This window comes from Massilia genomosp. 1 (genome assembly GCF_011682185.1).
Lineage (GTDB): Bacteria > Pseudomonadota > Gammaproteobacteria > Burkholderiales > Burkholderiaceae_D > Telluria_A > Telluria_A rubra.
In genome coordinates this window covers 1-25,378 of the sequence record NZ_WHJF01000005.1, presented here as the reverse complement: position 1 = coordinate 25,378, position 25,378 = coordinate 1, and the positions used below count along the sequence as shown (strand labels likewise).

At 64.1% G+C, this 25,378-nt stretch carries 20 protein-coding genes; 6 read left to right on the top strand and 14 right to left on the bottom strand.

Annotation, left to right across the window (positions count from 1 at the left end; translation table 11 throughout):
• Positions 1–15: 15 nt before the first annotated feature.
• The 6 genes from F1735_RS02920 to F1735_RS37385 are packed head-to-tail and all read right to left on the bottom strand — an operon-like array spanning position 16 to position 5,527.
• The gene (locus tag F1735_RS02920; protein ID WP_167225113.1) at positions 16–276 is read right to left on the bottom strand and encodes a PAAR domain-containing protein; all 261 of its coding nucleotides are present in this window, start codon (positions 274–276) and stop codon (positions 16–18) included.
• The gene (locus tag F1735_RS02915) at positions 276–1,775 is read right to left on the bottom strand and encodes a type VI lipase adapter Tla3 domain-containing protein (protein ID WP_167235529.1); all 1,500 of its coding nucleotides are present in this window, start codon (positions 1,773–1,775) and stop codon (positions 276–278) included. Before F1735_RS02915 ends, F1735_RS02920 begins: the two co-directional genes overlap by 1 nt.
• The gene (locus tag F1735_RS02910; RefSeq protein ID WP_167235528.1) at positions 1,775–1,963 is read right to left on the bottom strand and encodes a hypothetical protein; all 189 of its coding nucleotides are present in this window, start codon (positions 1,961–1,963) and stop codon (positions 1,775–1,777) included. The genes F1735_RS02915 and F1735_RS02910 overlap by 1 nt, the downstream gene beginning before the upstream one ends.
• Positions 1,960–3,345 carry a T6SS effector phospholipase Tle3 domain-containing protein gene (locus F1735_RS02905; RefSeq protein ID WP_167235527.1) on the bottom strand — a complete coding sequence of 462 codons (1,386 nt, stop codon included), beginning with the start codon at positions 3,343–3,345 and terminating at the stop codon, positions 1,960–1,962. The genes F1735_RS02910 and F1735_RS02905 overlap by 4 nt, the downstream gene beginning before the upstream one ends.
• Positions 3,342–5,381 (bottom strand): type VI secretion system Vgr family protein, encoded by a 2,040-nt coding sequence (locus tag F1735_RS02900; RefSeq protein WP_229505610.1) that lies wholly within the window; start codon positions 5,379–5,381, stop codon positions 3,342–3,344. Before F1735_RS02900 ends, F1735_RS02905 begins: the two co-directional genes overlap by 4 nt.
• Positions 5,382–5,404: 23 nt before the next feature.
• Complete coding sequence (locus F1735_RS37385) at positions 5,405–5,527, bottom strand: hypothetical protein (RefSeq protein WP_267876641.1); 123 nt, start codon at positions 5,525–5,527, stop codon at positions 5,405–5,407.
• A gap of 523 nt (positions 5,528–6,050) precedes the next feature.
• On the opposite strand from F1735_RS37385, the gene F1735_RS02895 reads away from it, so the two are divergent.
• The 3 genes from F1735_RS02895 to F1735_RS02885 are packed head-to-tail and all read left to right on the top strand — an operon-like array spanning position 6,051 to position 11,613.
• A complete protein-coding gene (locus F1735_RS02895; protein ID WP_167235525.1) occupies positions 6,051–8,825 on the top strand; it encodes a hypothetical protein in 2,775 nt (924 codons plus the stop codon).
• Positions 8,825–9,877 carry an NAD(P)/FAD-dependent oxidoreductase gene (locus F1735_RS02890; protein ID WP_229505609.1) on the top strand — a complete coding sequence of 351 codons (1,053 nt, stop codon included), beginning with the start codon at positions 8,825–8,827 and terminating at the stop codon, positions 9,875–9,877. The genes F1735_RS02895 and F1735_RS02890 overlap by 1 nt, the downstream gene beginning before the upstream one ends.
• Positions 9,874–11,613, top strand: coding sequence for an amidohydrolase family protein (locus tag F1735_RS02885; RefSeq protein WP_167235523.1), 1,740 nt, complete (start codon positions 9,874–9,876; stop codon positions 11,611–11,613). The genes F1735_RS02890 and F1735_RS02885 overlap by 4 nt, the downstream gene beginning before the upstream one ends.
• A 58-nt stretch (positions 11,614–11,671) precedes the next feature.
• Here F1735_RS02885 and F1735_RS02880 read toward each other — a convergent pair whose 3' ends face one another.
• Positions 11,672–13,306: an ATP-binding domain-containing protein gene (locus F1735_RS02880; protein WP_167235522.1), complete on the bottom strand. Its 1,635-nt coding sequence runs from the start codon at positions 13,304–13,306 to the stop codon at positions 11,672–11,674.
• A gap of 185 nt (positions 13,307–13,491) precedes the next feature.
• Between F1735_RS02880 and F1735_RS02875 the strand changes: the two genes are divergently transcribed.
• Positions 13,492–14,040 (top strand): PEP-CTERM sorting domain-containing protein, encoded by a 549-nt coding sequence (locus F1735_RS02875; RefSeq protein WP_167235521.1) that lies wholly within the window; start codon positions 13,492–13,494, stop codon positions 14,038–14,040.
• A gap of 31 nt (positions 14,041–14,071) precedes the next feature.
• Here F1735_RS02875 and F1735_RS02870 read toward each other — a convergent pair whose 3' ends face one another.
• The 4 genes from F1735_RS02870 to F1735_RS38185 are packed head-to-tail and all read right to left on the bottom strand — an operon-like array spanning position 14,072 to position 19,134.
• Positions 14,072–16,087 (bottom strand): nitric oxide reductase activation protein NorD, encoded by a 2,016-nt coding sequence (locus F1735_RS02870; RefSeq protein ID WP_167235520.1) that lies wholly within the window; start codon positions 16,085–16,087, stop codon positions 14,072–14,074.
• An 11-nt stretch (positions 16,088–16,098) separates the two neighbouring features.
• Positions 16,099–16,905: a CbbQ/NirQ/NorQ/GpvN family protein gene (locus F1735_RS02865; RefSeq protein ID WP_167235519.1), complete on the bottom strand. Its 807-nt coding sequence runs from the start codon at positions 16,903–16,905 to the stop codon at positions 16,099–16,101.
• On the bottom strand, positions 16,892–18,262 hold the full coding sequence (locus tag F1735_RS02860; protein ID WP_167235518.1) for a cbb3-type cytochrome c oxidase subunit I: 1,371 nt from the start codon (positions 18,260–18,262) through the stop codon (positions 16,892–16,894). The genes F1735_RS02865 and F1735_RS02860 overlap by 14 nt, the downstream gene beginning before the upstream one ends.
• Positions 18,263–18,315: 53 nt before the next feature.
• Positions 18,316–19,134 (bottom strand): c-type cytochrome, encoded by an 819-nt coding sequence (locus F1735_RS38185; protein WP_167235517.1) that lies wholly within the window; start codon positions 19,132–19,134, stop codon positions 18,316–18,318.
• A gap of 314 nt (positions 19,135–19,448) precedes the next feature.
• On the opposite strand from F1735_RS38185, the gene F1735_RS02850 reads away from it, so the two are divergent.
• Both F1735_RS02850 and F1735_RS02845 read left to right on the top strand, forming a co-directional pair.
• Positions 19,449–19,628, top strand: a complete 180-nt coding sequence (locus F1735_RS02850; RefSeq protein ID WP_167235516.1) for a hypothetical protein — start codon at positions 19,449–19,451, stop codon at positions 19,626–19,628.
• Positions 19,629–19,783: 155 nt separating this feature from the next.
• The gene (locus F1735_RS02845; RefSeq protein WP_167235515.1) at positions 19,784–20,422 is read left to right on the top strand and encodes a PEP-CTERM sorting domain-containing protein; all 639 of its coding nucleotides are present in this window, start codon (positions 19,784–19,786) and stop codon (positions 20,420–20,422) included.
• A gap of 54 nt (positions 20,423–20,476) precedes the next feature.
• Here F1735_RS02845 and F1735_RS02840 read toward each other — a convergent pair whose 3' ends face one another.
• The 3 genes from F1735_RS02840 to iteA form a co-directional block, all read right to left on the bottom strand.
• Positions 20,477–20,974, bottom strand: coding sequence for an IS66 family transposase (locus F1735_RS02840; RefSeq protein ID WP_167235514.1), 498 nt, complete (start codon positions 20,972–20,974; stop codon positions 20,477–20,479).
• A gap of 200 nt (positions 20,975–21,174) precedes the next feature.
• A complete protein-coding gene (gene iteS, locus F1735_RS02835; RefSeq protein ID WP_167235513.1) occupies positions 21,175–23,499 on the bottom strand; it encodes a S8 family anti-phage peptidase IteS in 2,325 nt (774 codons plus the stop codon).
• Complete coding sequence (iteA, locus tag F1735_RS02830) at positions 23,465–24,796, bottom strand: anti-phage ATPase IteA (RefSeq protein WP_229505599.1); 1,332 nt, start codon at positions 24,794–24,796, stop codon at positions 23,465–23,467. Before iteA ends, iteS begins: the two co-directional genes overlap by 35 nt.
• Positions 24,797–25,378 lie beyond the last annotated feature (582 nt).

Genomic DNA, 25,378 nt, shown 5'->3' with positions numbered 1-25,378 from the left:
TCCGGGGTGAGTGGCTTAGGCATCGACGATGGCGTTCACGGTGCAGATGACCATGCTGGTGCAGGCGCTCTTGTGGCCGTGCAAGGTGAGCGGGATCGCTTCGTCCAGGGTCGCGCCATCGCCCTCGATGATCGGGTTGACGCCGTGCAGCGGGCAGCTGACCAGGTCGCCCACGCGGGCCACGCGCCGACCGTCGATGGTAAAGCTGCCGCTGGCCTTGATGACCTTGCCGCCGTGGGTGGTCATGTCGCCTTCGCAGCAAACAGGACGCTCCATCAGAAGGTATCCTTCACGCCGGCGGTGGACGGGAAATACGGGCGCTTGACGGCCGCGTCGTTTGTTATCTGTTCGGCCGATGGCGGTGTGACCAGCAGCAAGGTGGCGCCATCGTTGCGGCGCAGGTTGGCCACCAGGGTGGCGCCGCCGCTCTGGCGTCCCGCCATCGAGGCCAGCGCCACGCCGACAAAACTGCTGGCGGCGCCGGTGTCGCCCAGGATGCGCGCCAGGTCGAAGCCGCGCTTGGGGTCGAGCAGGTCGATGTCGTCATCGATGGCGTGCAGGCCCTGCACCAGCGGCACGAAGCGCTCGCCGCCGCGGCGGTCGTCCCAGACGCTGCCGTAGTCGTAGAAAATGCGCGCCGGCGGCTTGCCGCCCAGCGGGGCCAGCGCGGCGCGCAGGGCGCTTTGCATGCGCGCTGCTTTTTCAAGCGCCTTGACCGGCTTGCCGGCGTCGTCGAGGTAGGACACCACCAGCGGGCGGTGCACCGTGCCGAAGTGTTCCAGGTGGTCGAACTGCGCGACCTGGAAGGCGGTCCAGGGCTTGGCCAGGAATGGGGTCGGGACAAACGGCGTGGGCGGATTTTTCTTCCAGCCGGCAAACTCCGACCAGTTGCGCGAAAAGCGGCCGCCGCGATTCTTGACCACCATGGTATCGCTCACGAACGGGGCGAACGGACGCAGGCGCTCGACGCGCGAACGCTGCGCCAGCACCAGCATGGCGAAACTGTCGCTGACCACGCGCGCCTGCTTGGGGCGGTAGACCTGCTCGGCCGCCAGTTTCTCGTAGCGCGGCGGATCGCTGCGCTTGAAGCTCAGGGCGCGGTGCATGGCGCTGTCCTTGGCGGCCACGCCGATGGCCGGCACGTCCGCATTCTGCTCGAAGGTGGCGAACAGGGTTTGCCACAGCGCGTCGGGTTCGTCGTTCAGATAGGAATTGAGCACCTGGCCGCTCTGGGTCAGCAACTCGCGGAACGACCCCGGCGCGGTGTACGGGCCGCCGACCGTGGTGACGACCACGCTGTGCGCGTTCGACTTGCGGCTCAGTTCGCGTGCCGGGCCTTCGTCCGGCTCGCCGAAGGAGGGCGCGACCACCGAGATCGGCAGCCGATAGCGGTCCATGAATTCGCGCACCGCGGCGTCGATCGTGTCCAGGTTGCGCTTGGACGCCATCATCTGCCATTCCGGCAAGGTCTTCGGATAGTGTTTCGGGTCTTGCGAGACGATGTAGCTGCCGTTGCTGTCCTGCACCGCCTGCCACAGCTTGGCCTTGGGATAGTCGGGGTGGTTGCGCCAGGTTTCGACAGCAACGCCGACGCCGACCAGTTCGAGCGACGCGATCGGCGGAAATGTGCTGCCTGTTTGCGTCTGCGACATAAGAGGGTCCATCTTGTTGATGAGGGTCGGCGCAGCGCCCCAGGCGGGCGCGGCGAGCAAGGCGGCGAGCGCCCAGGCGCGCGGAGCCCTCCTTGCCAGGGGAGGCGGCGCCGTCCGGGACATTACTGGGGCGCCTTCGGCTTACATAGCGGCAGCGAGGTATCCTTGGGGTCGCCGGTGCAAAATTCGCGTTTCGGGGTAAAGGCCGTGAAGCAGCCGCTGGCCGACAGCAACACCCCCATGATGGCGAGGGCCGGCAAGACCCCGCGCGGCGACCGCAGGAGGGAGCTGCGATGTTGAACGAGCTTCAATGTTGTCCTCCACGGGGAAAGGCATGTTGATGGTTGCGGCGCTGGTTTTCTTCGAAGCGCTGCTCGGTTGTTTCCGAAATCACGAACGGGGCCAGGGTCGTCACGGTGCAGGCATCGGTGAACGCCGGCAGCTTGCCCGGATGCAAACCGTCAGCCGAATGGTAATGGAAATTGCCATTGATGACGTCGCGTTCGGCGGCGCCGATCTCGCCGTTGAGCATGGCGACGATGTCCGGCGCCGGCGGGGCGTCGGCATTCTTGCCCAGCGGCGAAGCGAACATGCGCTGGTAAAAGCGGCTGCCCAGCTTCTGGCGCATGGCTTCGTACACGCCCCACCAGCCGATGCCCTGGATGTTGGGCAGGCCGACGGTGGCGTCGTCCGGGCTGAAGTAGAGGAACACCTTGCCGCGCTTGTCGCGCTCCAGTCTGGCGGCCGCTTCCCACAGGCGCCCGACCACGCCCTCGCCCTCGGTCTTGAGGCTGGCAAAAGCGGGCACGGTGGCCGGCGCGGTGGTCATGAAGTCGGCCACGATCTTGCGCAGCGTTTCTTCGCGCGCATGCGCGCTCTGCTGCTCGCCGCCGGTCTGGAAGGTTTCGATGAACGGTTCTTCGAGACTGTACGGCCGATTGTTGAGCACCACCGTATCGGCCTTGACGCCGGCGCCTTCCTTGCCCAGCATGGCGTGCGCCAGCAGGGTGACGAAACAGCCCTGGCTGTGCGCGATGATATTGACCGGCTCGTTGGGCGACTTCTTGCGGATGCTGCGCAGCAGCGCGGCCAGGCGCTTGGCCGCCAGCACCATATAGGTCCTTGGCGGCGCGCTCAGCAGTGGATGGGTGCCGTCGTCCGGATCGGCGCGCCGGATCGCCCGGTTGCGCCGAAAACCTTGGCCGAACATGTCGGGAATATTCGTGGTGGCGTTGGCGAACGGCCCGCCGTTCTTGCCGAAGCGCTTGTCGAGGCGGTTGCCGTAGCGGTCCAGGTATTCCTTGTGCGGCTGTTCGGTGTCGGCCTGCGCGCTCTCTTCGCGAAACCCCCAGTAAAACGGGATCGCCGACGAGGTGCCCTGGTCGGGCTTGCGCTGGAAATACACCTTGTCGGGATCGGGATGGACGTCCTGCGCGCCATAGTCGCCGGTCTTTTTCTGCGGCGGCAAGGCCCACTCGCCGGCCAGGATGTCCTGGCGCTGCAGGCGCGCGTTCAGGCCCGCGCACAGGCCGGCTTCCTGCCTGGCGAAGGCTTCGCCCACATCGTTGACGCCGTGTACCAGGATGGTGATGCAGGGCATGCTGCGCTTGATCGGAATGCCCGCTGTCGACTTGCTGGTCAGCAGGATCTGCTCTTCATTGCCGGGGACGACCAGATTGTCCTGCTTGCTCATGCCTTGTCCTTCCAGACCTTGGTGTCGGCGATCCGCATCGCGTCTTTTTCGGCCAGTGCGGTCAAGCCATCCTTGCCGGTCTTGGCTTCGATAAGCTGGCCGTCGTCGAGCTTGATTTGATAGTTGTGCTTGTCGAGTTTGTCGAGCTGGTCGCCATCGCGGTGCAGCATGAACTTGCGCCCGGTGTCGCCCACCTCGAAGGCCGGCATGTCCTGCTTCATGTTGCCCGGCCCGGTAAACAAGCGCGAGGCCGACTTGAAGGTCAGCGTGCCCGGACAAACGATGTCGATATTCCCGCCCGACAGTGTGATGTAGGCGCCGCCGCTGGTGAGCGTGATGTGCTTCTCGGCCGCCATCAGGATCTGCTCCTTGGTCGAGAGCATGGTGACGCTCTTGTCGGCCGTGATCTCGATGGCGTTGTGCTGGGCTTGCTGGACGATCTTGCCCTTGTTGGCGATGCTGCGGATGTCGCCGTCGAGCGCGAACTGTTCGATATCCTTGCCGGCCGTGTGCAGGATCGACTTGCCGGCGTAGTGCTGCTGGTTGTGGCGCGCCACCGTGTCCATGTTCTTGCCGGCGAAGTGGGTCTGGTCCATCGGCGTGGCGCTGGCGATGCCGGCCGCGGCCGTGATCGCGATGACCGGCGCCCCGCCCGGCATGCGGCCTGTGGCGGCGCTTTCGTCGCCGCTGCCGTGGCCGAGCGCGCCGACCGCCTGCTCCAGGCAGCGCACCAGCTCGTCGCGGCTCAAGGTGCCGCCGACGGCGCGCGTGCGCCCGTCGGTCGAGAGCAGCAGGCCGCGCGAGGCGCGCAGGGCGCCGGCGCCGTTGGTTTCCAGCGCGAAGCCTTCGCCGCGACTGTCCTTACGGCCCAGGTTGTCTTCGATGCGGGTGATATGGCCGAGCGACAGCTGGCTGTGCTGATGGTCGCTTTTGAGCTGGGCCTGGATCTGCCCGCCCGAGTCGTCCAGCACCAGATGGTTGCTGCGCCCGCCGGCCGTATTGCCGCCGCCTGGCGTCAGTTCGCGGCTGCGGATGCCCATCAGGGCTTTCTGGTCCGCCACCTGCCACGGCGGCATATTGTTTTCGTTATAGACCGCGCCCGAAACGATGGGCCGGTCGGGGTTGCCGCCCACGCGGTCCCAGTGGCACTGCACCCGCACCCGGCCGCAGGCATCGGTAAACACATCGTCGCCGCCCGGAGTGACCACGGTGGGCGTCTGCGGCGCCAGGATGCGCGTGGCGCGGCTGTCGTAGCCGCGTCCCGGACGCCAGGGAATGCGCTTGCGGATGCAGGTGAAGCGCTTGCTGTACTCGGCCGGCGTATCGACCTGCTGCAGATAATTGTTGCTGATCGAATGATGCAGGCCGACGATCAGGAATTCGTTCCGGCCGGCGCCGTCGGCGTCGTCATGGACATGTCCGTCCAGGCGGAAGCTGCGGCCGGGCATGCTGAAGCGGTTGTTCCCGCGCGCGGAAAAATGCTTGCCGCTCGCTTCGGTTTCTTCCATGCGCAGGCGGGCCTGGTCGGCCCCGGCGGCGCTGTCGGGAAAACCGTAGGCGCCGGTGTATTCGTAGGATTCGATCTTGAGCACGCTGCCCTGCAGGTTCACGGTCGGCACGTCGACATGGGCCGGATGGGGATGCTTGAAGTCGAAGCGCGACAGCGCGATGCTGGCCGCGACCAGGTCGCGCACGGGCGAGCATTCGCCGATTGCCTCTTCTTCCAGCGCGCCGCCGTGGCGCTGGAAGCGCACTTCCGGCTTGCCGTCGATCGGCGCGGCCTGGGGCGAGTCGTCCGACAGCACCAGCTTGTGCCCGCTGGCGCTGTGTTCGTACCAGTAATGCCAGCCGGCCGCTTCCCAGCGCCGGTGCAGGTAATTGTGGTCGTCTTCGGCGAACTGGCACGCCATGGTCATGCGCGGCTCGGGCGCGCGCAGGCGGCAATCCCAGTCGGGATGGGTGCCGTAATCGTCGAAGATGCTGGTGGTCTGCTCGCGCACGGTGGTGTCGTGGAAAACGTAGTTGTCGCGGCGCAGCTTGAGGTAGGCCAGCCACGGTTTCAGGACTCGGAAAGCACTTCGACGGTGTACTCGACGTCGCGCGAAAGTTCCTCACGCGCCTCGAGCCGGTTGGCCAGCAGCACATCGTCCGGCCCGTCCGCGTGCGGAAAAGTCAGGCGCATGAGGCGATTGTGTTGTCGGCTGAGCGCCATTGCCGCTACCGCCGCAGAAATACTACCCATAAGGATTGCTTCCTCAATCAGGCGTTATATAACCACAAACCATAGTAACTGAACAACGCCTTGACTGTCAGTTTTATTGCTGCAAAATAATTGGTGTGTATTTACGTGCAAGTAGGCGCTGCCGGATGCACGCCCCTGCCGGCGCTCCGTATGGGCCGATGCTGCAAAACAACAGATGAGTCTGTTTGTGTGGGATTGTGTCGCAACCATCGGGAATCCGGCGCGTTTGCGTGTTCGGCACATGAATGTGCAGGCGACGACGCCAAACTTCCACGACGCCGCCATCGACGACGTATCCAGATTGAGCGGTCCGCCTGGGACAGTGCCGGACATGGGGCGAGATTGCGCGTCTGATGTTGCGCCGCCACGTCGTCATCTGGAAAGTCCTGATTAATGTTTACTATTCGACAATTCCATCATATTCTCTATTTGCTTTCCTGAGATTAACTCTTGGAGGGAACCTATGCTGCGAAGAGAATTCATCGCCACTGTCGCCGCCTTGGGCGCAGTGAGCGCATGTGCGGTGACGCCGCCCCGGCCCGATCTGGAACGGCTGGCACTGCCCGATGTCGGCCCGGCGTTGGCAGCGCAGATGGATGCGCTGCTTGTCTGGCTCGACAGCGCCACGCCCTGGCGCTCCTTCTTGTCGACGTCGCTCAATGTCCTCATTCCCGCCAGGCTGGACGACGCTGCCGCGAGCTTGCTGCGCACCTGTTCGGGAAAAGAACTGGCAAAGATCCGCTCGGTCGCCGGTTTCGAAGATTTTGGCGGCAAGCGCCTGATCGAACCCGGCAAACCAGCCCTGAGCTTGCTGTACTTTGCGCTGGCCAGTCCGCGCGTCAGGCTGCCCTCGGGTACGCCCAAGGAGCATTATGCCTCCCTGGCGCAGCTGGAAGACCTTGAAAACTACATCTTCGTCGCCGCGCCGCTGGATGACAGCCTCCTTGACCTCGACAAGTATGCAATCGCCGTGTTCGCCTACGAATTCCGGCCGGGTGCAAAAACGCCGCACAGGCATCACGCCGACATGGTGTACTCGCGCACCGGAGTGAGCCGGGTCGGCACGACGCGCCACCATTGGGACAGGCCGCATCGCCGCTTCAGCAATATCCCGGCGCCGGAAGAGCCTGGCCTGAGCGGGACCCAGAACGCGTCCGTGACGCCGGCCCGCTTCGCACTGTTCCTGGCGCAGGTAGTCGACCAGGACAAGGCCTATTTCATTGGCGAGCACTTGCGCGACTGGCGCTATCAGTTCCTGCTGCCGGTGCGTAAAATCGTTACCGGCGACCCGCTGTTGCAAGGCCGCCAGGTGATTTTCAAGCAGTACCACCGTGACGAGAAACTGGCACGCCTGCTCAGCATGCGGGTGATCGGTGATGAACCTCTGGTGCTACCCGCGAGCGTGGCATTCCAGGAAACCCAGCCACCGTTTCTGCGTGTTACCTGCAGCACGACCGCAAGCACATCCCCGCTCCAGCGCGACAATACCTTCGGCACCGACCAGCAACTCGTATCGCTGCTGCCCCTTGCCTCGTCGGTATTGCTGGAACCCTTCCCGGGGCCGATGGTGCGCGAAGCCGCCCAGCGTATCAACGGCAAGCGCGAACGCCTGCGTTTTCGCGTGCCCGCATTCTACGGTGAGTTCAACAACAAGATCAGCAACCGGCGCTATACCACGCTCAAGGTAATCGAAAATCCGGTGCGGGAAGCGTTGGGCTTTGGCGTGGACGACATCGTGTTTAGCGGCATCCGCACCAATACCAGCTTCGTCGCGCCGCGCAACGGGCCGACCTTCGTGAACATCCGCTACCAGGTATCCGAATCCGACGGCGAATCGGTGACCTACCTGGGACCCGGCTGCGGCGTAGCGGACTGGGAAGGGAAGATCAAAACAGGCGAATACTGGGCTGCACTGTTCCAGGATAATCTGTGCGACGGCTGCGTCAGCGCGGACCTGTCGCCGGCGCAGTGCGTGCCGAATGCCGCTGCGCTCAACTTCGAGCAACTGCTGGCGCGGCCATTCCTGCCCGCCTTTTCACTCGTCTCGGCCCCCGACTTCCTGCAGTCGGTTGATGGCATCGACCTCCACAAATACGATGATCATTTCCTCGAGGGTGGCACCGAAACGGTCAGCGGCGCCCGGGTCCGGGCCAATCCACATCTGCTGCTCCCCGGGACGATGCGACGCGCGTTTCCGCTGCGCTTCCCGAAAGGCGAGACGATCCGCCCCGATACGGCGTTAACGGTGACGGCGGTGGTATCGGCGGCAGCGGTGGCCGCCAAGCTGCACGTGTTGCGCGACTACGAGAGCAGCAACTCCCTGCCCGACACGGCATCGAATGTGTTTGCGCCTGGATGGGACATCACGTATTCGAATACCGGAACCAACAAGCAGTTCTATTTCGCATCCTTCGGTCTGGGCTCGCCTTTTCCGGAAGATATGAAACTGTGCGCTGCGGCCAATGGCATGTGGCCGGCCTCCTCACCCGATGCCGCACGCACCTTTTCGCCCAGTCTGGAAGGCGTGTATACGCTGGTGCTGTCGGCGACCACCAAAACGTTCACCCGTCGACCGCCGACCGCAGTTCCCCTGCTCGATAGCGAGCTGGGCATACACAGCACAAGTCCGGCCGCACAAGACCAGCCCTCGCTGGCCTCGACCGGGTGGGATGGCGAGTGCGGCCCGTTTCTGATTGTCGACAATGGCGTACTGGAAGTCAATTTCACCGACATTGGCCGTGCAGACTATGTTCGCAATTTCTTCAGCGAACACAATACGATGCGCATGGACGCGCTGCAAAACATCCAGGCCGAGGAGCTGATCGGCCGCATGGGCGCGCTGCGCACCTGTATTCGCTACTTGCCGTCCTACTCGCCGTTCAAGCAGGTCCGGCTGTCGGAGTTGTGGCTGGTCAGCGCCGAACTTGTGCCGGACTGGAACCTCGGCGCCCTCGGCCATGGCATCCCGAAGCAGATGGTCGGCAACGACAAGCTGTGGGCGACCACGTCGCGGCTCGGCCCCGTGTCCGGCCGCGGCTTGCTCTTCGTCTTTGCGGAGGGCGCCAGCGCTTGCAGGGACGCTGCCGGCAAAGCGAGCACGCGCCGCATCGCCAGTTGCAAGAGGGTATTCGTGTGCCAACTGGCGCAAACAAGTGCGAATCCGGATGACTGGAAGCTGGCGTGGACCGCCATCCAGACCCCGGGCGGCCTTGCGCCTTCCTCCTGGCATGTGCATTGATGGCGGCCCTGCGCGCCTGCGAGGTCGTGATTGCGGGCGCCGGTCCGGCCGGCTTGGCTGCTGCCATCACATGCTTGCAAGGTGGACTGCAAGCTTGCATCGTGACCAGGCCGCCAACGCCGGCGCGCACCCGACCCAGCCCGATGCACAGCCTGCACCCGAAAGTCATGCCACTACTGGCACAGCTGGGCGCGACGGCGGTACTTGACGCCTGCACCGAGGCCCTGTTCGACCGGATTGCGTCAGGCTCCGCCACCCACACGTTTTCCGCCTGCGGTCTGCTGCCGGTCTACGGCTACCACGTCAACCGCGAAAAATTCGACCGGGAGTTGTTGAATATCGCGATGCAAGCTGGAATTCCAGTCCACTTCGACCCGGTCGGCGATGTCATTGTCGACGATGGCCATGTGGTGGGGGTGATCACCAGGAGTGGCGCGCGGCTGCATGCGCGCGCCGTCATCGACGCGACCGGCTATGCGCGGGTGCTGGCGCGCCGGCTGGGCCATGTGTCGAGGCCGTGTTCGCCGGCTTTCGTCGTGCATACCGGCCTCATCAATGCCGACGCGGCCCTTCCCATGCGCGGCGCAACCCGCTTCGAAGGCCGTGCCGATGGCTGGTCCTGGTTCGCCAGCGCCGCAAGTGGCGCGCTGACGTGGACCAGCTTGCATGTTCGCTCGGCGCCGCACGACACGACGAGGCAGCTTGCACGCCGCTCGGTTCCCGGCTCGGTGAGCGCCTTCGACGCCAGCTGGAAGCTGACCCGTCCGCTGGCCGCGCGCGCTGTCCTGATGGCCGGTGAAGCCGCCGGCCGGCTCGACCCTGCGTGGGGGCAAGGAATCGTCAACGCGCTCGAATCCGGGATCGCGGCGGCCGGGACAGTGCTCGACAGTGCGGCCTCACCAGCTCGCGCAGCATGGTTGTGGGCCGACTACGACGCCTGGTTTGTGGCGCGCCACGAACAAGCATGCGGCGAACTGGGCAGCTACTACGCCCGTCAGGGAATTGCCATCCTGGACGGGCGATTCGTTTCTTCACCCTCAGGAGGCTTATGAAAATCCGTGCCAGCGCCAAGCGCCGTCTGTTGCTGAAAACCTCGTTCGGGGCGATGTTTCCCTTGGTCGGCTGTCGTTGCCCCCTACCGGGCCGGCCAGCGGTCGCACTCCAGCCGAGCGGGCAGTTTCCGTTCAAGCCGGCGCGGATTGCGCCCAAGTCGATCCCGCTGCTGTTCGACGTGCATGCCCATTTCTTTAATGCAAGCGATGTCCCGGTCAAGGGCTACCTGGCAGGTCCGATTGCGCACGAATTTCCGGAAGCCCTGCAGGCCGCTGTCAGGGCGGCGGCGCCGGTAGTGGAAGCGCTTGCGAACCGCATCGCCATTTCGTGCGCCGACGAAATGGATAAGATCGCCACGCTGTTGGCACATGCACGTGGCCTTGCGCCAGGTGCGGCACAGCAAGCGTTGATCGGCCTGATCGATGCCGATATCACAGAGCACCAGCAGCGCATCGTGGCCGCGATTGTCAGCGCCGCCAAGGACAGCGATTTCGGGCGCTCGCTCGACGAAGCCGACGCCCGCTACCGGAGCCGACGGCTGGAGGGGCAAGCCAACACGCTGACCGGACCGCCGATTTCGCGCGACGTGGACCGGCTGTCACGAGCGGTTGACCGCGCGTTCGGCAGTCCGCTCGATGGCCTGGCCAACCCGGACCTGGAGCGCGACGATCCCGGCAGCATCATTGCCTTCATTGGCGTCATGCTATCGCCGCGCCACCACAACTTGCGCAAGTTCCAGCATGGCTATTCGGTTGATGACGGTGCCGCCGGCGTCGACGCTTGTTTCCCGTCGATGGTCGACTTCGACCACTGGCTCGGTTGCCCGGACACGATCTCGTCCAAGCGCGACCAGATGCTGCTGCACGAACAACTGGCGGTCCTCTCGGGCGGCTACGTGCTGCCGATCGTCGGCTACAACCCATGGACCGATATCCTGAACAATCATGCGTCGCTGGCGCTGGTGGAAGAAGCCATTCGCGATCGCGGCTTCGTGGGGGTCAAGGTGTATCCGCCGATGGGTTTCCTGCCGCTGGGCGGCGATCCGAAGATTGGTGGCCACTATAAATTTCCCGACGGCGAAGAAGTCCGCAAGCGCATGGCTGCACTGTTTGCGCTGTGCGAAAAATACGGCGTCCCCGTCATGTCCCATACCGCGCACTCGATGGGGCGCGACAGGCAGCACGATGCCTTGCCGGGACCGCTCAACTGGAGCGCAGTGGCCAGGGCATTTCCGAATCTGTCGATCCATGCGGCGCATTTCGGCGGCAACCACTACGCCGGGGACGATCGCTGGCCGGATCAATTCGTCGCGTTGATGGGCAGGGATGAAGGGAAAAACGTGTACGCCGACCTGGCCTATCGGACCGAGTTGATGGGAACCGGCGACGATGTCGAGCGCGCACGCAAGCTGTTCAGCGGTCCGCTAAGCAAGAGCGGTACGGAGTTGACGTATCGACGCCTGATGTACGGCACCGACTGGCACATGATGGCCAGGATGCGCGGCTGGGCCGGCTATCCGCACGCGCTGGCTCGCTTCGTGGAGTCGTTCGATGCGGACCCGGCGAAACCGGCCCGGCACGCGGTGTTTTATGATACGGCGGTGCGCTGCTTCAAACTGCGCAAGGCGGCGCCGGCGCCCGGGCAAGTGAGCACGACACGGCAGCGGCTGGAGGCATTTTATGCGCGCTGGCAGGTGCCGACACCGCCATGGATGCAGACGCTGGACCGTCTTTGACGCCCGCCCTGATACAGGATGGGACTGCGATACCGGCCAGAGGCGCGTTGGCGTGCGCTTACATCCGGTCCAGCAACTGTTGTCCGGCGCGCTCGCTGAGCACCAGCACCAGCTTGAGCCTGGCGCGCGTCATGCCCACGAACAGCTTGCGCAGGACCAGCTCGTCGATCTGTTCGAAGTCGATCTCGGTGAAAATGAGCGCCGGCGCCGACTGGCCCTTGAAGCGGTACACCGATTCGGCCAGCAAGCCGCCCTCGCGGTAGATCGGGGTGCCGAACAGGTCGTATTGGCCGGTGAAGGACCTGAGCGTGTGCGCCTCGCTGAGCTGGTCGAGGCGCAGGATGGCCGACTTGTCGCGGCCGCGGAACGAAGCGATGGCGATATCGTGGCGCGCGAAGCCGGCGCCCAGGCACAGGGTGACCGCGCGCCGCGTCTGCGCCAGCATGGCCTCGGTGTCGCCCTCCGGATACATCAGCTCCTCGATGTCGGCGCCCTTGAAGGGACTACCGGCCTGGACCGGCGGATGGACGGCGCCGATCGAGGCCAGCATGTCGATAATCTGGCGCGGGCTGCGGAAGTTGGTGTCCGAATGCAAGGTGACCCAGCCCGGCAGCGGCACCGCGGGACGGCCGTACAGGTTCTGGTTAGGGTCTTCCAGCCAGATCGCGCGGCCCTCGTCCTTGAGCATGCGCAGCAGGATATCGCGCCAGGCCAGCGAAAAATCCTGGCCCTCGTCGACGATCAGCACATCGTATTTCCAGCTCTCCGGCAGGGCGGCGCCGGCCATGCGCGCTTCGATCTGGTCCCACACGCCGGGCGCGGCGTAGTCGGGGATGTGGCCCTGGGCGCGCAGGAAGGCGTCGCTGAGCATGTGGAAGGTCGCCACCCGTCCGCCGGCGGGAACGACTTGCCCGATATGGTCGGCCAGCGGCCGGTTGTAGCACACGTACAGGGGCGACAGGCCGGCGTCGATGGCCCCCGCGTATTCGGCCAAGGCCAGCTGGGTCTTGCCGCTGCCGGCGGTGCCGGACACGCGCAGGCGGAACGGGGTAAATTCGAGCTTGCGCGCCCAGGTCGCCAGCCCGCCGGACAGGCGCGTGACCATGGCCGCCGCATTGCCGATCATGGCGCTCGGATCGGGCCGCAGGCTGAGCATGTTGCCGAGAAAGCGCGTCACTTTCTCGAACTGCTCGCCCGGCTTGATGTCGGTGATCGGCAGGATCTCGCGGATCACCCGCGCCAGCCGGTCTTTATTGGTGGCGTCGATGATGTGGCGCGGGTCGATCCCCGCCAGTTGCGGATTGCGCACCAGGTAGTCGGGGCAGTACAGCAGGTAGTCGATCGACAGCTCGCCGCCGAAGCGCTCGGTCAAGCCTTTGATGGAACGCATCAGGTGGTTGGCGACCTTGCGCGGCTTGCCCTCGTAATGCTTGACCAGGCCATCGGCCGTTTCGTTCAGCAGGCCCGATTTCTGCTCGATCAGCAGCAGGCGCCCGCTCGGCGCGACGACGATGAAGTCGATCTCGCCGAAGGCGGAAAAGCCATTCTCGACATTGGTCCAATGCACGCCGTGGTAGATGCGGTAGGGGGCATCGAGCAGGGTGCGTTCGAGATAGCTCAGCGTGTCGATCTCGCGCACGGCGGCGCCGGTGACCGCCATTTCTTGCCAGCCGGTGGGATGAATGTGGGCCATGGAATGAGCTGTGGACGGTTGTGGTGCTTCCTATAATATTGCAAGACTGCGTACGGGGGAGGATCGCACGCTTGCCGGCAAGGCGCCGCGCCGTGGGCGGCAAGCTGTTTGTTGTCGATGCGGCGTTTGTACGACACTTTGTAGATGCTAATTTGTTAATCTATCGCTTCCTTCAGGAGACCATCATGCTCAAACGTTCCATGCTCATCGCCGCCACCGCCGCCGCCATGCTGGCGCCGGGCGCCCAGGCGGCATCCACCTTAAGCCAGTTTACCTATACCGGTTTGTTCCACGAAGAAGCGGGGCAGTTCCTGCCGAATGCGCGTATTTCTGGCAATGTCGAGAGCGAAGATACGAACCGCGATGGGGTGCTGGAGCTGAGCGAGGTGACTTCCTTTGTGCTCAATGGCCAGCAATATGTCGGCGGGTGCGGGCCGGAAGTGTTTCTCTGCGGGCTGTTTGATTTTTCCTATACCCCGGGTGGCGCCCTCAATTTCAATACCGCCTGGACCACCGATCCATGGAACGAGAACGGCGTGGCCGGCGGCGAGGCCCTCAGCGGGGTCGAGATCAAGGAATACTCTTATTGGATGGGCAATGCGGCGTCCTACACCTTGCGCTGGACCGAGGACACCCGGTTCGAGATGTCGCCGGTGCCCGAGCCGGCCACCTACGGCATGCTGGCGCTGGGGCTGGGCGTGCTGGCCTTGCGCGCCCGCCACGCGCGCTCCTGAACCGGCGCCCGCCGGGCCGCTGGCGCGCGCCTCAGGCGACGACCAGCTTGCGCAGCCACCCCAGCAAGACGGTGGGCAGCAATTGCGCACGCGGCAGCAAGGCGTACGCGCACTCGCCGAACACGGCCGGAAGATAGCTGGCGGCCTGGCGGTCGATGGTCAGGCAAAACGGTGAAATTCCCTGCAGGCGCGCTTCGGTGACGGCCTGGCGCAGGTCTTCCACGCCGTAGCGTCCGTCGTACTGGTCGACATCGTTGGGCCGGCCGTCGGAGAGCAGGATCAGCAGCCTGTGCCCGGCTGCCTGGGTCATCAATTCGGCGCTGGCGTGGCGCACGGCGGCGCCGGCGCGGGTGTACCGTTCCGGCTCCAGGCCGGCGATGCGCAGGGCGACCCGCTTGTCGTAGCCTTGCCCGAAGCGCTTGATGGGGCGCACGATGACGCCGCCCGGGCCTTCGCCCGAAAAGCCGAGCACGCTGAACGGCTCGCCCAGGCCGTCCAGCGCCACGCACACCATCAGCAACGCTTCGCGCTCGACGTCGATCACCCTGGATTGTCCCGACACCCAGCCATCGGTCGAGCCGCTCAGGTCGACCAGCAGGGTGACGGCCAGGTCGCGTCGTGCGCGCCGTTCGGCCTGGTACAGGCGCTGTTCCGGCGGCCCGCCCGCCATGCGCTGGGCCTGGTCATCGATCCAGCCCTGCAGGTCGATGTCGTCGCCATCGAGTTGGCGGCGCAGCCGGGTACGCTGGGCCCGCAACAGTTCGAAATTGCGGCGCACGCCCGGCAGCGCCGCCGCATGCCGGCGCAGGATGGCGTCGAGCACCGCTTGCTCGCCCTCGGCCGCGCCGCACACGGTGACGGTGGCGCCGGGGCCGGCGTAGGACGCCGTCCGCCAGTCCCATTCCGGATAGGTGCTGCGCTCGCCGTCGGCCGAGGCCAGCGCCGGCGCCGGCTTGTTGGCGTGGCGGTCGGGCGGGTCGTCCGATAACAGCACTTCGCGCGCGGCGCCGGGGGACCACAGCAGGCGCGCTTCGGCCAGCTCGGACAGGGAATCGCCGAAGTCGTCGGCGGCGCTGCCGGTATCGCGGTCGGTGGGCCGCTGCAGGCCCATGGCGTCTTCGGCCTGCTCGTGCGGCTGGGCGGTCTGGACCATCATCGGACCCGGCGCAGCCGGTTCGTCTTCGCCTTCGAGCGCGGCGCGCACGCGCGGGCGGCGCGCCAGCCTGGCGCTGCGCACCGCCGCGGCGCCGCTCGCGCCATCCTCCCTGGCGTGACCGTGTACGGCATGCCCCAGGACCGGCGCGGGCAGGAACTCGCCCAGCCAGTCATCCTTGAGCAGCAGGCGCGCCGCCTGGCCTTGCAGCCCGGACGCCACGGCCAGCCGCCGCGCCTGCGCCAGCACCGCCACCGCGCCCGGGGGCGCCGGCGCCGCGCCGCTGTCCTGCCGCGCCAGCACGGCCCGCAGCATGGTTTCGATGGGGCGCAGCCGGGCCGGCAGGGTGTGCGGCTGCGGCCGCGCCGCCAGCGCTTGCCGGCGCCAGCCTTGCAGCGCCGGCTGCATGCCGGGCAGCAGCAGCGCGAGCGCGTCGTCCGCCGCGCGCGCTTCGAGCACATGGTAGAACGCTTGCAGCGCGCCGTCCTGGCCAAAGGGGTAGTGGCTGGCGCTGCCGCGCGCGGCGCGCATGGCCTGTTGCAGCAACAGCAGGCGGTAGCGCGCCAGCGCGCCGTCGGCGTCGCCACCTGTTGCGATGCTGCGCGGCAGCCAGATGCTGGCGCCATCGGTGGCGGGAAGGGCGTGCAGGGGCGGCGCCGCCTCATCGCGCCGGATCAGCTTATCGAGCCAGGTACGCGGCGCCGGCGCTTGCGCCGGGCGCAGGCGGAAGCGCCGCGCAAAGACGGCCTCGGCCAGCAGGTCCAGGCGCGCGGCAACCTCCGCCAGGTCGAGCCGGGGCGGCGTGGGCGGGCTCCGCTGGCGCCGCCAGAGGCCCTGGAGATACACCGTGGCGTGGCGCGCGACATCGGTGAGCACGTCTTCGGCTTCTGCCATGGCCGCCGGACCTAGATGAAACTGGCCTTGACCAGGTCGCGCATGGCGCCGACCAGGGCAGGCTCGTCCGACAGGGGCGAGACGATGGCCGCATTGCAGGCATCCTGGACCGCAATTCCGCCGGCGATCAGGCGCGCGGCAGCGATCAGCAGGCGGGTGCTGGGCACCTCGGCCAGGCCGCGCTCGCGCAACTGGCGCAGGCGGTTTCCCAGGGTCACCAGCTGATGCGCCAGGCTGGCCGTGACCGCGCCCTCGTGCTCGACAATGGCCGCTTCGCGCTCGGGCGGCGGAAAGTCGAAATCGAAGGCGACAAAGCGCTGGCGCGTGCTCGGCTTCATGTCCTTCTGCATGCGCTGGTAGCCGGGGTTGTACGACACCACCAGTTGAAAGCCGGCGGCGGCGGCAACGGTTTCGCCGGTCTTGTCGATCGGTAGCATGCGCCGGTGATCGGTCAGCGGGTGCAGCACCACCACGGTGTCCTGGCGCGCCTCGACCACTTCGTCCAGGTAGCAGATGGCGCCCTCGCGCACGGCCCGGGTCAGCGGGCCGTCATGCCAGGCGGTGCCGGCGGCGCCGATCAGGAAGCGCCCGACCAGGTCGGCGGTACTCAGGTCGTCGTGGCAGGAAATCGTCACCAGCGGGCGTTGCAGGCGCCAGGCCATGTATTCGACGAAGCGGGTCTTGCCGCAGCCGGTCGGGCCCTTGAGCATCACGGCCAGCTGGCGCTGGTGGCATTGTTCGAACAGCGCCACCTCGCCCGCATGGGGCAGGTAGTAGGGGGCGCTGCCGGCGCGGGCGGGCACCTCAGCTCCCCGCATGGGCTTGCAAGCCGGCGGCGTCGCCGGGAGCGTCCAGCTGCGCGCCGAAGCGTGGGGCGTAGCGGAAGAAGTCGATGATGAACAGCGCCACGCCGATGGCGAACAGCGAGCCGGTCGCCAGCAGCATCACGAAGTGGACCTGGATTTTCAGCTGGGCGTCGAGAAAGCCCAGGCCCATGATGCGTTCCAGATACACCTGGCCGATGCCGGCCGTGGCGAACGACAAGGTCATGCCGAACATGCCGCCGAGCTGCATCCAGAACGACCAGTAGCCCATCGCGCTGCCTTCTTCGGGACGGCGGGTCAGGCTTGGCGCGGCATAGGTGATCATGGCCAGCACGATCATGACATAGGCGCCATAAAAGGCGGCGTGGCCGTGCATGGCCGTGATCAGGGTGCCGTGGGTCCATTTGTTGACGGAGGGGAAGGTGTGCGCCAGCCCCAGCAGTCCCGCGCCGAACAGGGTGAACACGGCGCTGCCCACGGTCCAGTGCAGGGCCAGCTTGTTGGGATGGGACATGCCCGAGCGCTTGATGGTCGAGTAGGCGTAGATGGCCATGCCGACCAGCGCCACCGGTTCGAGCGCGCTGAACACGCCGCCGATCGGCAGCCAGTAGGCTGGCACCCCGACCCAGTAATAGTGGTGGGCGGTGCCCAGAATGCCGGCGATGAAGACCAGGCCGACGATCACGTACAGCCATTTCTCCATCACTTCGCGGTCGGCGCCGGACAGGCGGATCAAGAGGTAAGCCAGAAAACCGCCCTGGATCATTTCCCAGACGCCCTCGACCCACAGGTGGATGGTCCACCAGCGGTAGAAAATCGACACCGTATAGTTTTCGTAGTGCAGCAGCGCCGGCAGGTAGAGCAGGGCGGCCAGCCCGAGGCCGCCCAGCAGCACGCCTTCGGTGGTGCTCAGGCGGCCCGCCTTCTTGATGGTCATGCCCACGTTATAGAGGAACATCAGCATCACGATCACGATGACGATCTTGTGCGGCAAGGGCTGTTCCAGCAGCTTGTTGCCGGTCCCCCAGCGAAACAGGTAACCGATGATGGCGGTGACCCCCATCAGCACCCACAGGACCAGCTGGAGGTAGGCCAGCTTGGTGCTGTGCAGTTCGGTTCTCGATTCGTCCGGCACCATCCAGTAGGTCGCTCCCATGAAGCCGCAGATGACCCAGACGATCAGCAGGTTGGTGTGGATCACCTTGGTGACATCGAAGGGCAGGATGTAGAGCAGGGGATCCGGTCCCAGGTACTTGGTGGCGGACAGCAAGCCGAACACCAGTTGCAGGCCGAACAGGGCCAGGGAGACGGCAAAGTACCAATAGGCGACAGACTGCGACTTGTATCTCATTGCGATAGCTCCGGCGAAAAATACGATCCAGGCGCGTGATGCGGGCGCGCCGCCTACTTCAGCGAGGACAGGTAGGCGACCAGTTGGGTGAGTTGTTCCGGGCTCAGGTCCTTGGCGTAGGTGGTTGGCATGAAGGACTGGCCGTCGGTCGAATACATCGGGCCGGGAACCACGTGGGCGCTCGGAGCGAGCACCGATTCGCGGATGTAGCCATCGACATCGGTGGCCTTGCCACGGTAGCTGCCGCCGGCCAGCAAGGCCGCGCTGCGGCCGACCAGGCCGGCCAGCGAGGGACCGGCCATGTTGACGCCGGGGGCGCTCGAGTGGCAGGCGGTGCAGGCCGGCGTGGCGCTGCGGAACAGGCGCTCGCCGAGGGCGATCGGGTTGTCGCCGCTGGCGGCGGCGGGGGCGACGGCGCTCGTGTCGGTGCCCGGAAAGGTCGCGCCGGTGACCAGCAGGGGGCGCGGCGGCCAGCCCTGGTTGTCGACATGCGAGACCCAGTCCAGGAAGGCGATCAGGGCGGCGATGTCGGTATCGCTGATGTCTTGCTTGGGCATCAGGCGGCGGTGCCGTGTTTCGTCGTAAAACTTGGAAGGGTCTTTCATGTACGCGCTCAGGTAAGCCTGGCCGCGCAGCTTGGTGATCTTGGTCAGGTCGGGGGCGTAGTAGGCGCCCTCGCCGAACAGGGTATGGCAATTGATGCAGTTGTTGGCGTGCCAGACATCCTTGCCGCGCGTGACCTGGGCGGTGATCTTGTCGCCGTTGGTGAGGTGCTTGAACTGGCGGTGGCTGTCGAGGGTGAGGCCGATGAACGCGATGGTGGCGACCACGGTCGAACCGATGGCGAAATGGCGTGCCTGTCGTTTGTTCACGTCCGCCCCCTAGACCGACATGGCCGGCCAGTAGCGGATCGTGATGACCGTGGCGTAGGCGATGGCCAGCCCCATGAGCCCGATGACGAGGTAGGCGAACAGTTTCAGGGGAAGAATCCAAGCGTGCATGACTGCCTCCGGACCGTGAATGTGCGGTTAGCTTAACAGGCTTGCATGCTTGTACAAAAAATACGGACGTGTGCGCGGGGAAAAACGCAGTGGTGTTGTTTTGGGGGGGGCGGCTGCCGCCGGGGCAGGCGGGCGCGGCACGCCGGATGCCAGCAGACTGCGCGTTTGGCTTGAAAGGAAAATTCATGCCCGAGCTGGCGGCCTGTTTGGATGCCAACAATGGCGACCATCCCGGCGTTCGCCGCATTGTCCCGGACTATGCCGGATGTGCTGACGAGGTACCCGAGCCAGCGAGCCTGGCCCGGTCTGCCATCGGTGCGCTCGGCCTGGCGGGTGTGACTGGCCGCCGCAAAGCGGCGCCGTAACGCGCTATCACGCGGTTGCATGTCGGGAAACCTTACACAAGACGCAACATCAATGATTGCAATCCCGGTTAAGCGATTGATATATATAGTTTGTTTTGACGCGGCATGGAAATTGCTCAAGTTGTAAGCATTCCAACCACTTGCCGATACCCGCCATGATCAAGAAACTGTTCGTCCTCGCCGCCACGGTACTGTGCTCGTTCAACGCATGGGCCGGTTACACGCAATATAACTTCGAAGCAACAAGCTGGGGGAACATCTTCGGGTACATCATTCAACACGATGACGGGTCGATCGCCATGTTTGATTTCAGGCTGAAAGATGACGACCCTGCCATAGGAACGCACTTTTACCCATTTACCGGCACGGGCTGTGTCTGCCTGACAAGTGCAAGCACCCATTTCACCAATACCGGCTTCGATCTTGGGCCGAGTAACTTCTCTATCCGCGATGACTACGACGGACACCGTCGGGCAGAGTTCAACATCAGCTTTATCGAGCACCCCAGCGGCATGTTCATCTACACCGCAACGAACTCGTTCACCCGTAGCGAGGATCTTGATACGATCGTTTATTCGGATACGTACACCGGGATCCTCGAGGGAACCAGCATCGATCCCGAACTGGCGGCCTATTTGGATGCCAACAATGGCTACCATCCCGGCGTTCCCCGCATTGTCCCGAACTATGTCGGGCATGCTAACAATATACCCGAGCCAGCAAGCCTGGCCCTGTTTGCCATCGGTGCGCTCGGCCTGGCGGGTATGACGCGCCGCCGCAAAGCGGCGCCGTAACGCGCTATCGGCGTAAGCGGTCACGCGGCGGCGCATGTAAGTCGGCCGCCAAGGTCATGCAAGTGCGAGCGTAGCGGATTGGCGGCAAACATCTCTTTCCAGATCCGTGGCGTGAGCTGATGCACGCTTGGCCTGGCCCGTCAGGCCATCGTCGCGAATCTGCTGCTCGGCCTTGTACAGAGCGGCGATCGCGTGCAGTGCCTGATCGGCTTGCGCCGGCTCGATATCCCTGGTATCAAAGATTTTACGGCGCGCGCGTGGCCAGCATTGCGCGTGCGTGATCCCGGTCTTCTTCGCGTAATGCTCATCAGCGCTGTAGCCATCACTGTGCAATACGGCGCCATTCGGCCGCTGCAGACCAAGCGCGGTCTCGACATGCTTTGGCGCCCGGCTGGGGTAGTGCAGGAAGCAGATCTCATCCTGTTCACCCATGACGGGCGAGAAGTACGCCGCCTTCATCTTGCCCGGGCCGGCGCGGCCGTCCAGCTGGGCAAGCAGCTCATCGACAAGGCCTCGGGGGAAGACACCGTGCGGCCGCAGCTCGAAGTGCAAAGGGATGTGCCGTCCAACGCGAACAGCTGTTACGTCCGAATATAATCTGAAATAGCCCCTCTTACAAATCAGAGACTTAGCTTGGGCAGATTGCGTTCGGCGAGGTGCTAAAATCCTTAAACGGACGTCGATTCAAGCCATTTGACGTGACTGCGGAATAATATAATCTGAAATAGAGGTATCCTGTAAGCTACTCAATCTCAGGTTCGCACAGGCACATCGACACGCAGGGAGAGGTCTTGGCTGATCCAGTTACTTGCGGCAAGCAGTGTCCGGCCCTCGCCATAAACATTCGGATTGTCATCCAAGGCCCGCAGTGTAATTGCGATGACTACACGCAGTGGCTGGGCAAGCTGTGGCTCGATCGCTCGGCGCAGGATTGTCGCTTGCAGTCCCCATGTATCGCCGGCCACACCTTTCGGGAAGCGCCGTCGGTAGACTTTCACGGGCGACCATTTTCCACCGTGTTCCACCTGGGCCTCTTCGAGCCCGGTAGTGCCGAGCTCGCCTTCTGCGGGTACGCAGCCATTGAAGCGCGGCTCGCCGCCGGGATTGGGAGAAAAAGTACCGAAACCAACGTCAACGTTGAACCTGACGTATTCCGCGCCAGCTGCCGGATCGAGTGGCGGCGCGTACGCCACCGTCATGATAACTTCGCCTCGCAATTTACCGTTGTGCAGAAGCGATGGCGGGATTGGATACGGTGCCTTACGCCACTTCATGGTGTCGACGATGTCCAGTTCGAACAGCATCGTGAAACTGGAATCGGAATCGTACAGCACCATCATTGGGTCACCAGGCAGGCCGGTGCCGTAATAGCGGCGCTCCGCCATGCCGCGTTCGGGCGAGTTGAGCTGGGCGCTATGAATCAACAAGGCCTTGACCATGGTTGGGGAAACCGCTACGTCGTAGGGCCTGCCTGGCAAAGCAAGACTATGCCAGGTGCGCGCGGCCATGGCGGCAGCAATCGGCGCGGCGTAGCTCGTTCCGCATCCGCAATTGATCATGTTGCCGGGCGCGAGGACATGGACGCCGATGTCAGTGGAATTCATGCGGGCATCCGCATTACCGCCGACGTGGACAATGTCTGGTTTGGGTGTGAACACCGGTCCGGGCCCACGGCGCGAATATGGCGCCGGTTCATCGGTCCGCACCAGGCTCGTTACGTTATCCCTGTGAGTGACAGCGCCAACCGTCAGGGCCCGTACCGAATCCGCAGGACTCGTAATGCGGTCTGCCAGCACGTCCGATCCCGCCGGCCAGCCACGTCGCGGCATGATCGTGTAGTTACCCGCAGCGACCACGAACAACACGCCGAATGCATCACTCAAGGCATCAAGCTCCCTCCCAAAGTCGCTGAATTCGTCGTCGCCAACTTCGATTCCGCCGAGCGACAGGTTCCACACCTTGATGTCCGGACGTTTCGCGAGGGCGTCGCGCAGGCGCACAATGAGGTCCGACTCTGGCGCACCGTTCGCCTCCAGCCCGCATACGTCATGGATGCGGCATGCTGCATTCGGAAAGTAGGGGTGGCCACCGTTCAGGCCGGCGCTGTCGACGATAAGGGAGGCCACGGCGGTCCCGTGTACATAGTCGGTGTCGGGTGGGAGGACATAGACGTCGCGGCTGGTCACCCAAGAACCAAGCGGCGCGCTGGCGGGATCGACACCGGAATCGAATACGGCAACAGTTGGAAGGTCCGGCGCCGGAGGCTCCGTAGTGAAACGCGGGGCCACCGCCAGTCCGGGCATGCTTGCCGCAGCAGGCAGCACCATAGGTTCCGGCCGAACATGGCGGATGCCTTGGTATTGTAATATCGCGGCCAGAGCTGCCGGCGTCATTGCATCGTTCATGTCCACCAAAAATAATGGTGGACCGACACGTTGGTCGAGCGTTGTGAAAGTGAGCTCGTGACCGCGAAGAAGTTGTAGAAGGCGCTCAACGACCAGCTGTGTCGTCGCGGCAGCGTAGTGCGAGAAGACTTTTATCATCAATCGCCGCTTCACGGCGCAAAGTGTCCGCAGTACCTCCTCCATTGGCAGGCGGCGCAGGAACTTGGGCAGACGGCGCTGCGCGTTCCATGCTTCAAAGCCGTCCACCGCCGACAGATTGGCACGAATTGCCTTCGTGTTGCGCTGGCCGATCAGCTCCTTCAGATGGCCAAGGCTCACGGGATTGACCGCCACGAGCATCTCGTTGATCTCACCATGCCCCGCCGGCGGCATGCTAGCCTCGGCAATCAGTTTCATCGGGCGGTGGGTCTTTGCCACCGCTATGTTGCGCAGGCGGATGACCATTACCCCTGGCACGTCAGGCGCCGACGCTTCGGCTGTAATCTCAGCAGCAGCCTGCCCCACCGAAGCCTGCAACGCCCGGCGAAGCTCGTCGGTGACAGGCACGAGCTCCTTGCCGCCGCCCCCTTGGGTGACAACGCCGGACAGGTCGCGCGTCTGATAAGCGACATGGGCGATCGGGTTGCTGGTTGTGGCACTACCTCTTACGGGGCGATTTGCCTGCGTTGCCATGGTTGCCTTGGATGAGATGGTTTATTTGCCTAGTGGAAACGCTATACAGGCGAGCCAGTTCCCTGATCGAGAATATTTTTGCGTCCCACTTGCGCAGCCAGCAAATCTCATCGCCCAGCGATGCCAATGTCTCGCCTTGGCCTAGCGCCATCGCTAGGGCAAGCCGGCGAAACAGCTCGCCTTCATCCACCTGCGGTTTGCCGGCCAGGATGGCTTGTCGCTTCGTATCCATCGCCACAAGCTCGATCAGTGCGCCCGAGGCGCCGTCCGATTTTGTACTGACCGCCTCAAGATTTAGGTTGACTGGGACGAAAGGGCCGAGCATGGCTTTCCACATAGACAGCCGCAATTCGTGATCGGGCAACGGCAGCGGGAGCTGGAAGGGGAAACGACGCCAGACCGCCGGGTCCAATAATCGCTCATGGTTTGACGCGGCAAGCACGATGGTGTTTTCGGACAGAGCATCGATATTTTGTAACAAGGCGATCACCACGCGCTGCAGTTCGCCAACGTCACGCTCATTGCCGCGCGCCGACGCCAATGCATCGAATTCGTCCAGGAATAGCACGCAAGGCCGTTGCTCTACATAGTCGAATACGCGCCGCAGATTTTTACTTGTCTGGCCGAGCAAGCTGCTGATCAATGTGTCGCAGCGCACGGTCAACAACGGCAGCTCCAGTTCCCCGGCAATCCATCGCGCCGTCTGGGTCTTTCCGGTACCCGGCAGACCATACAACAGCAAGCGCAGTGGCAGTGCTGCCTGAGCGGCGCGCAAGCGATCATAGTGTCGGACCGATTGCAGAAACTCTGTAATCCGGTTTGCTGTCCCCCCAGGCAGGTGCAAGGTCACTGCGCCCTTGACGGGTGCGCTGACATCGACGGTATCGAGCCGGCTTTCTTGATCCACGGGCAAGCCTGCGGAGATTCTAGATGCGTCCTGGGTATGCGCCACCGCAGTCGGTGCGCGCGCTAGGCGCTCGCGAATTCGGACTGCGGTTTCGCGCTCGCCATCCTGCTCTAGCTTGTCGGCAAGCAGACCGGCGTAATTAGTCGACATGGTCGCGTTGGATTTCAACGCACCGTCAAGGATTTTCAAAACTTCAGATAGGTGGGGGAATGCCATTGCAACAATTATTCTATAAAATGATTCACTTCCAATGGTTATCGTAACGCAAAATCCATTTTTTGTATCGCTTTTTGTCAAATTCGTTTCACTATCAATCAATACTCGCGCGGCATCTTTGGCATTGGCATTCTGCTTGTCTGACAACGAAGAACGCGGCCTTGCGCTGGACAAGTCGATTCCACCCTTCCTGTGCATTTTGACTCAGCAATGCGGAGGCAGTCACGGCCACACCGATAAAGACATCGCCAGCGCTACCAAGGTAGCGTAAAGCCGCTCGTCCTCGAAGTTGGCTAGATCGTACGACTGCATCTGGGCGCCCTCCCGCGCCAACTTCAACAGTCGATTTTGGTGAATCCGGCAGCCTATCCCGTTCGACAAAGTGAGCGACTGGAAGATTTTGAGACGCTCAATGTGTTCTCTCATGTGCCGTGAATCTGGCTTGAGCGCGACAGGCGCAGCGACATCACCCAGGTGATATTCGTGTCCGGGGCGACATGAGAAAATTGTCCAATCCACGCTTGTGGTGTGGCTGAAGCGGCTTCACGAGCGCCCGATAGATGCGCCGGTGGCGCGCGCGTCACGGCTCCGGCACAACCCCGTTCGAAGACCGTAATCGCCGCTAGAATGTAAGCGGTAGCTGAGCGGCGTTGTAGATCAGCCGTTAAATCTGTGCAGGTCCGAGCGTAGCGGATTGTCGGCGCAATGCTGTTTCCACAGTCGCGGTGTCAGCTGCTCGACCTTCGAGGCGGGATG

Excerpts from the sequence above, each read along its gene's own strand:
- F1735_RS02920 (WP_167225113.1), bottom strand. The coding sequence starts at position 276 with ATGGAGCGTCCTGTTTGCTGCGAAGGCGACATGACCACCCACGGCGGC.
- F1735_RS02915 (WP_167235529.1), bottom strand. The coding sequence starts at position 1,775 with ATGTCCCGGACGGCGCCGCCTCCCCTGGCAAGGAGGGCTCCGCGCGCC.
- F1735_RS02905 (WP_167235527.1), bottom strand. The coding sequence starts at position 3,345 with ATGAGCAAGCAGGACAATCTGGTCGTCCCCGGCAATGAAGAGCAGATC.
- F1735_RS37385 (WP_267876641.1), bottom strand. The coding sequence starts at position 5,527 with ATGCGCCTGACTTTTCCGCACGCGGACGGGCCGGACGATGTGCTGCTG.
- F1735_RS02895 (WP_167235525.1), top strand. The coding sequence starts at position 6,051 with ATGCTGCGAAGAGAATTCATCGCCACTGTCGCCGCCTTGGGCGCAGTG.
- F1735_RS02890 (WP_229505609.1), top strand. The coding sequence starts at position 8,825 with ATGGCGGCCCTGCGCGCCTGCGAGGTCGTGATTGCGGGCGCCGGTCCG.
- F1735_RS02885 (WP_167235523.1), top strand. The coding sequence starts at position 9,874 with ATGAAAATCCGTGCCAGCGCCAAGCGCCGTCTGTTGCTGAAAACCTCG.
- F1735_RS02880 (WP_167235522.1), bottom strand. The coding sequence starts at position 13,306 with ATGGCCCACATTCATCCCACCGGCTGGCAAGAAATGGCGGTCACCGGC.
- F1735_RS02875 (WP_167235521.1), top strand. The coding sequence starts at position 13,492 with ATGCTCAAACGTTCCATGCTCATCGCCGCCACCGCCGCCGCCATGCTG.
- F1735_RS02870 (WP_167235520.1), bottom strand. The coding sequence starts at position 16,087 with ATGGCAGAAGCCGAAGACGTGCTCACCGATGTCGCGCGCCACGCCACG.
- F1735_RS02865 (WP_167235519.1), bottom strand. The coding sequence starts at position 16,905 with ATGCGGGGAGCTGAGGTGCCCGCCCGCGCCGGCAGCGCCCCCTACTAC.
- F1735_RS02860 (WP_167235518.1), bottom strand. The coding sequence starts at position 18,262 with ATGAGATACAAGTCGCAGTCTGTCGCCTATTGGTACTTTGCCGTCTCC.
- F1735_RS02850 (WP_167235516.1), top strand. The coding sequence starts at position 19,449 with ATGCCCGAGCTGGCGGCCTGTTTGGATGCCAACAATGGCGACCATCCC.
- F1735_RS02845 (WP_167235515.1), top strand. The coding sequence starts at position 19,784 with ATGATCAAGAAACTGTTCGTCCTCGCCGCCACGGTACTGTGCTCGTTC.
- iteS (WP_167235513.1), bottom strand. The coding sequence starts at position 23,499 with ATGGCAACGCAGGCAAATCGCCCCGTAAGAGGTAGTGCCACAACCAGC.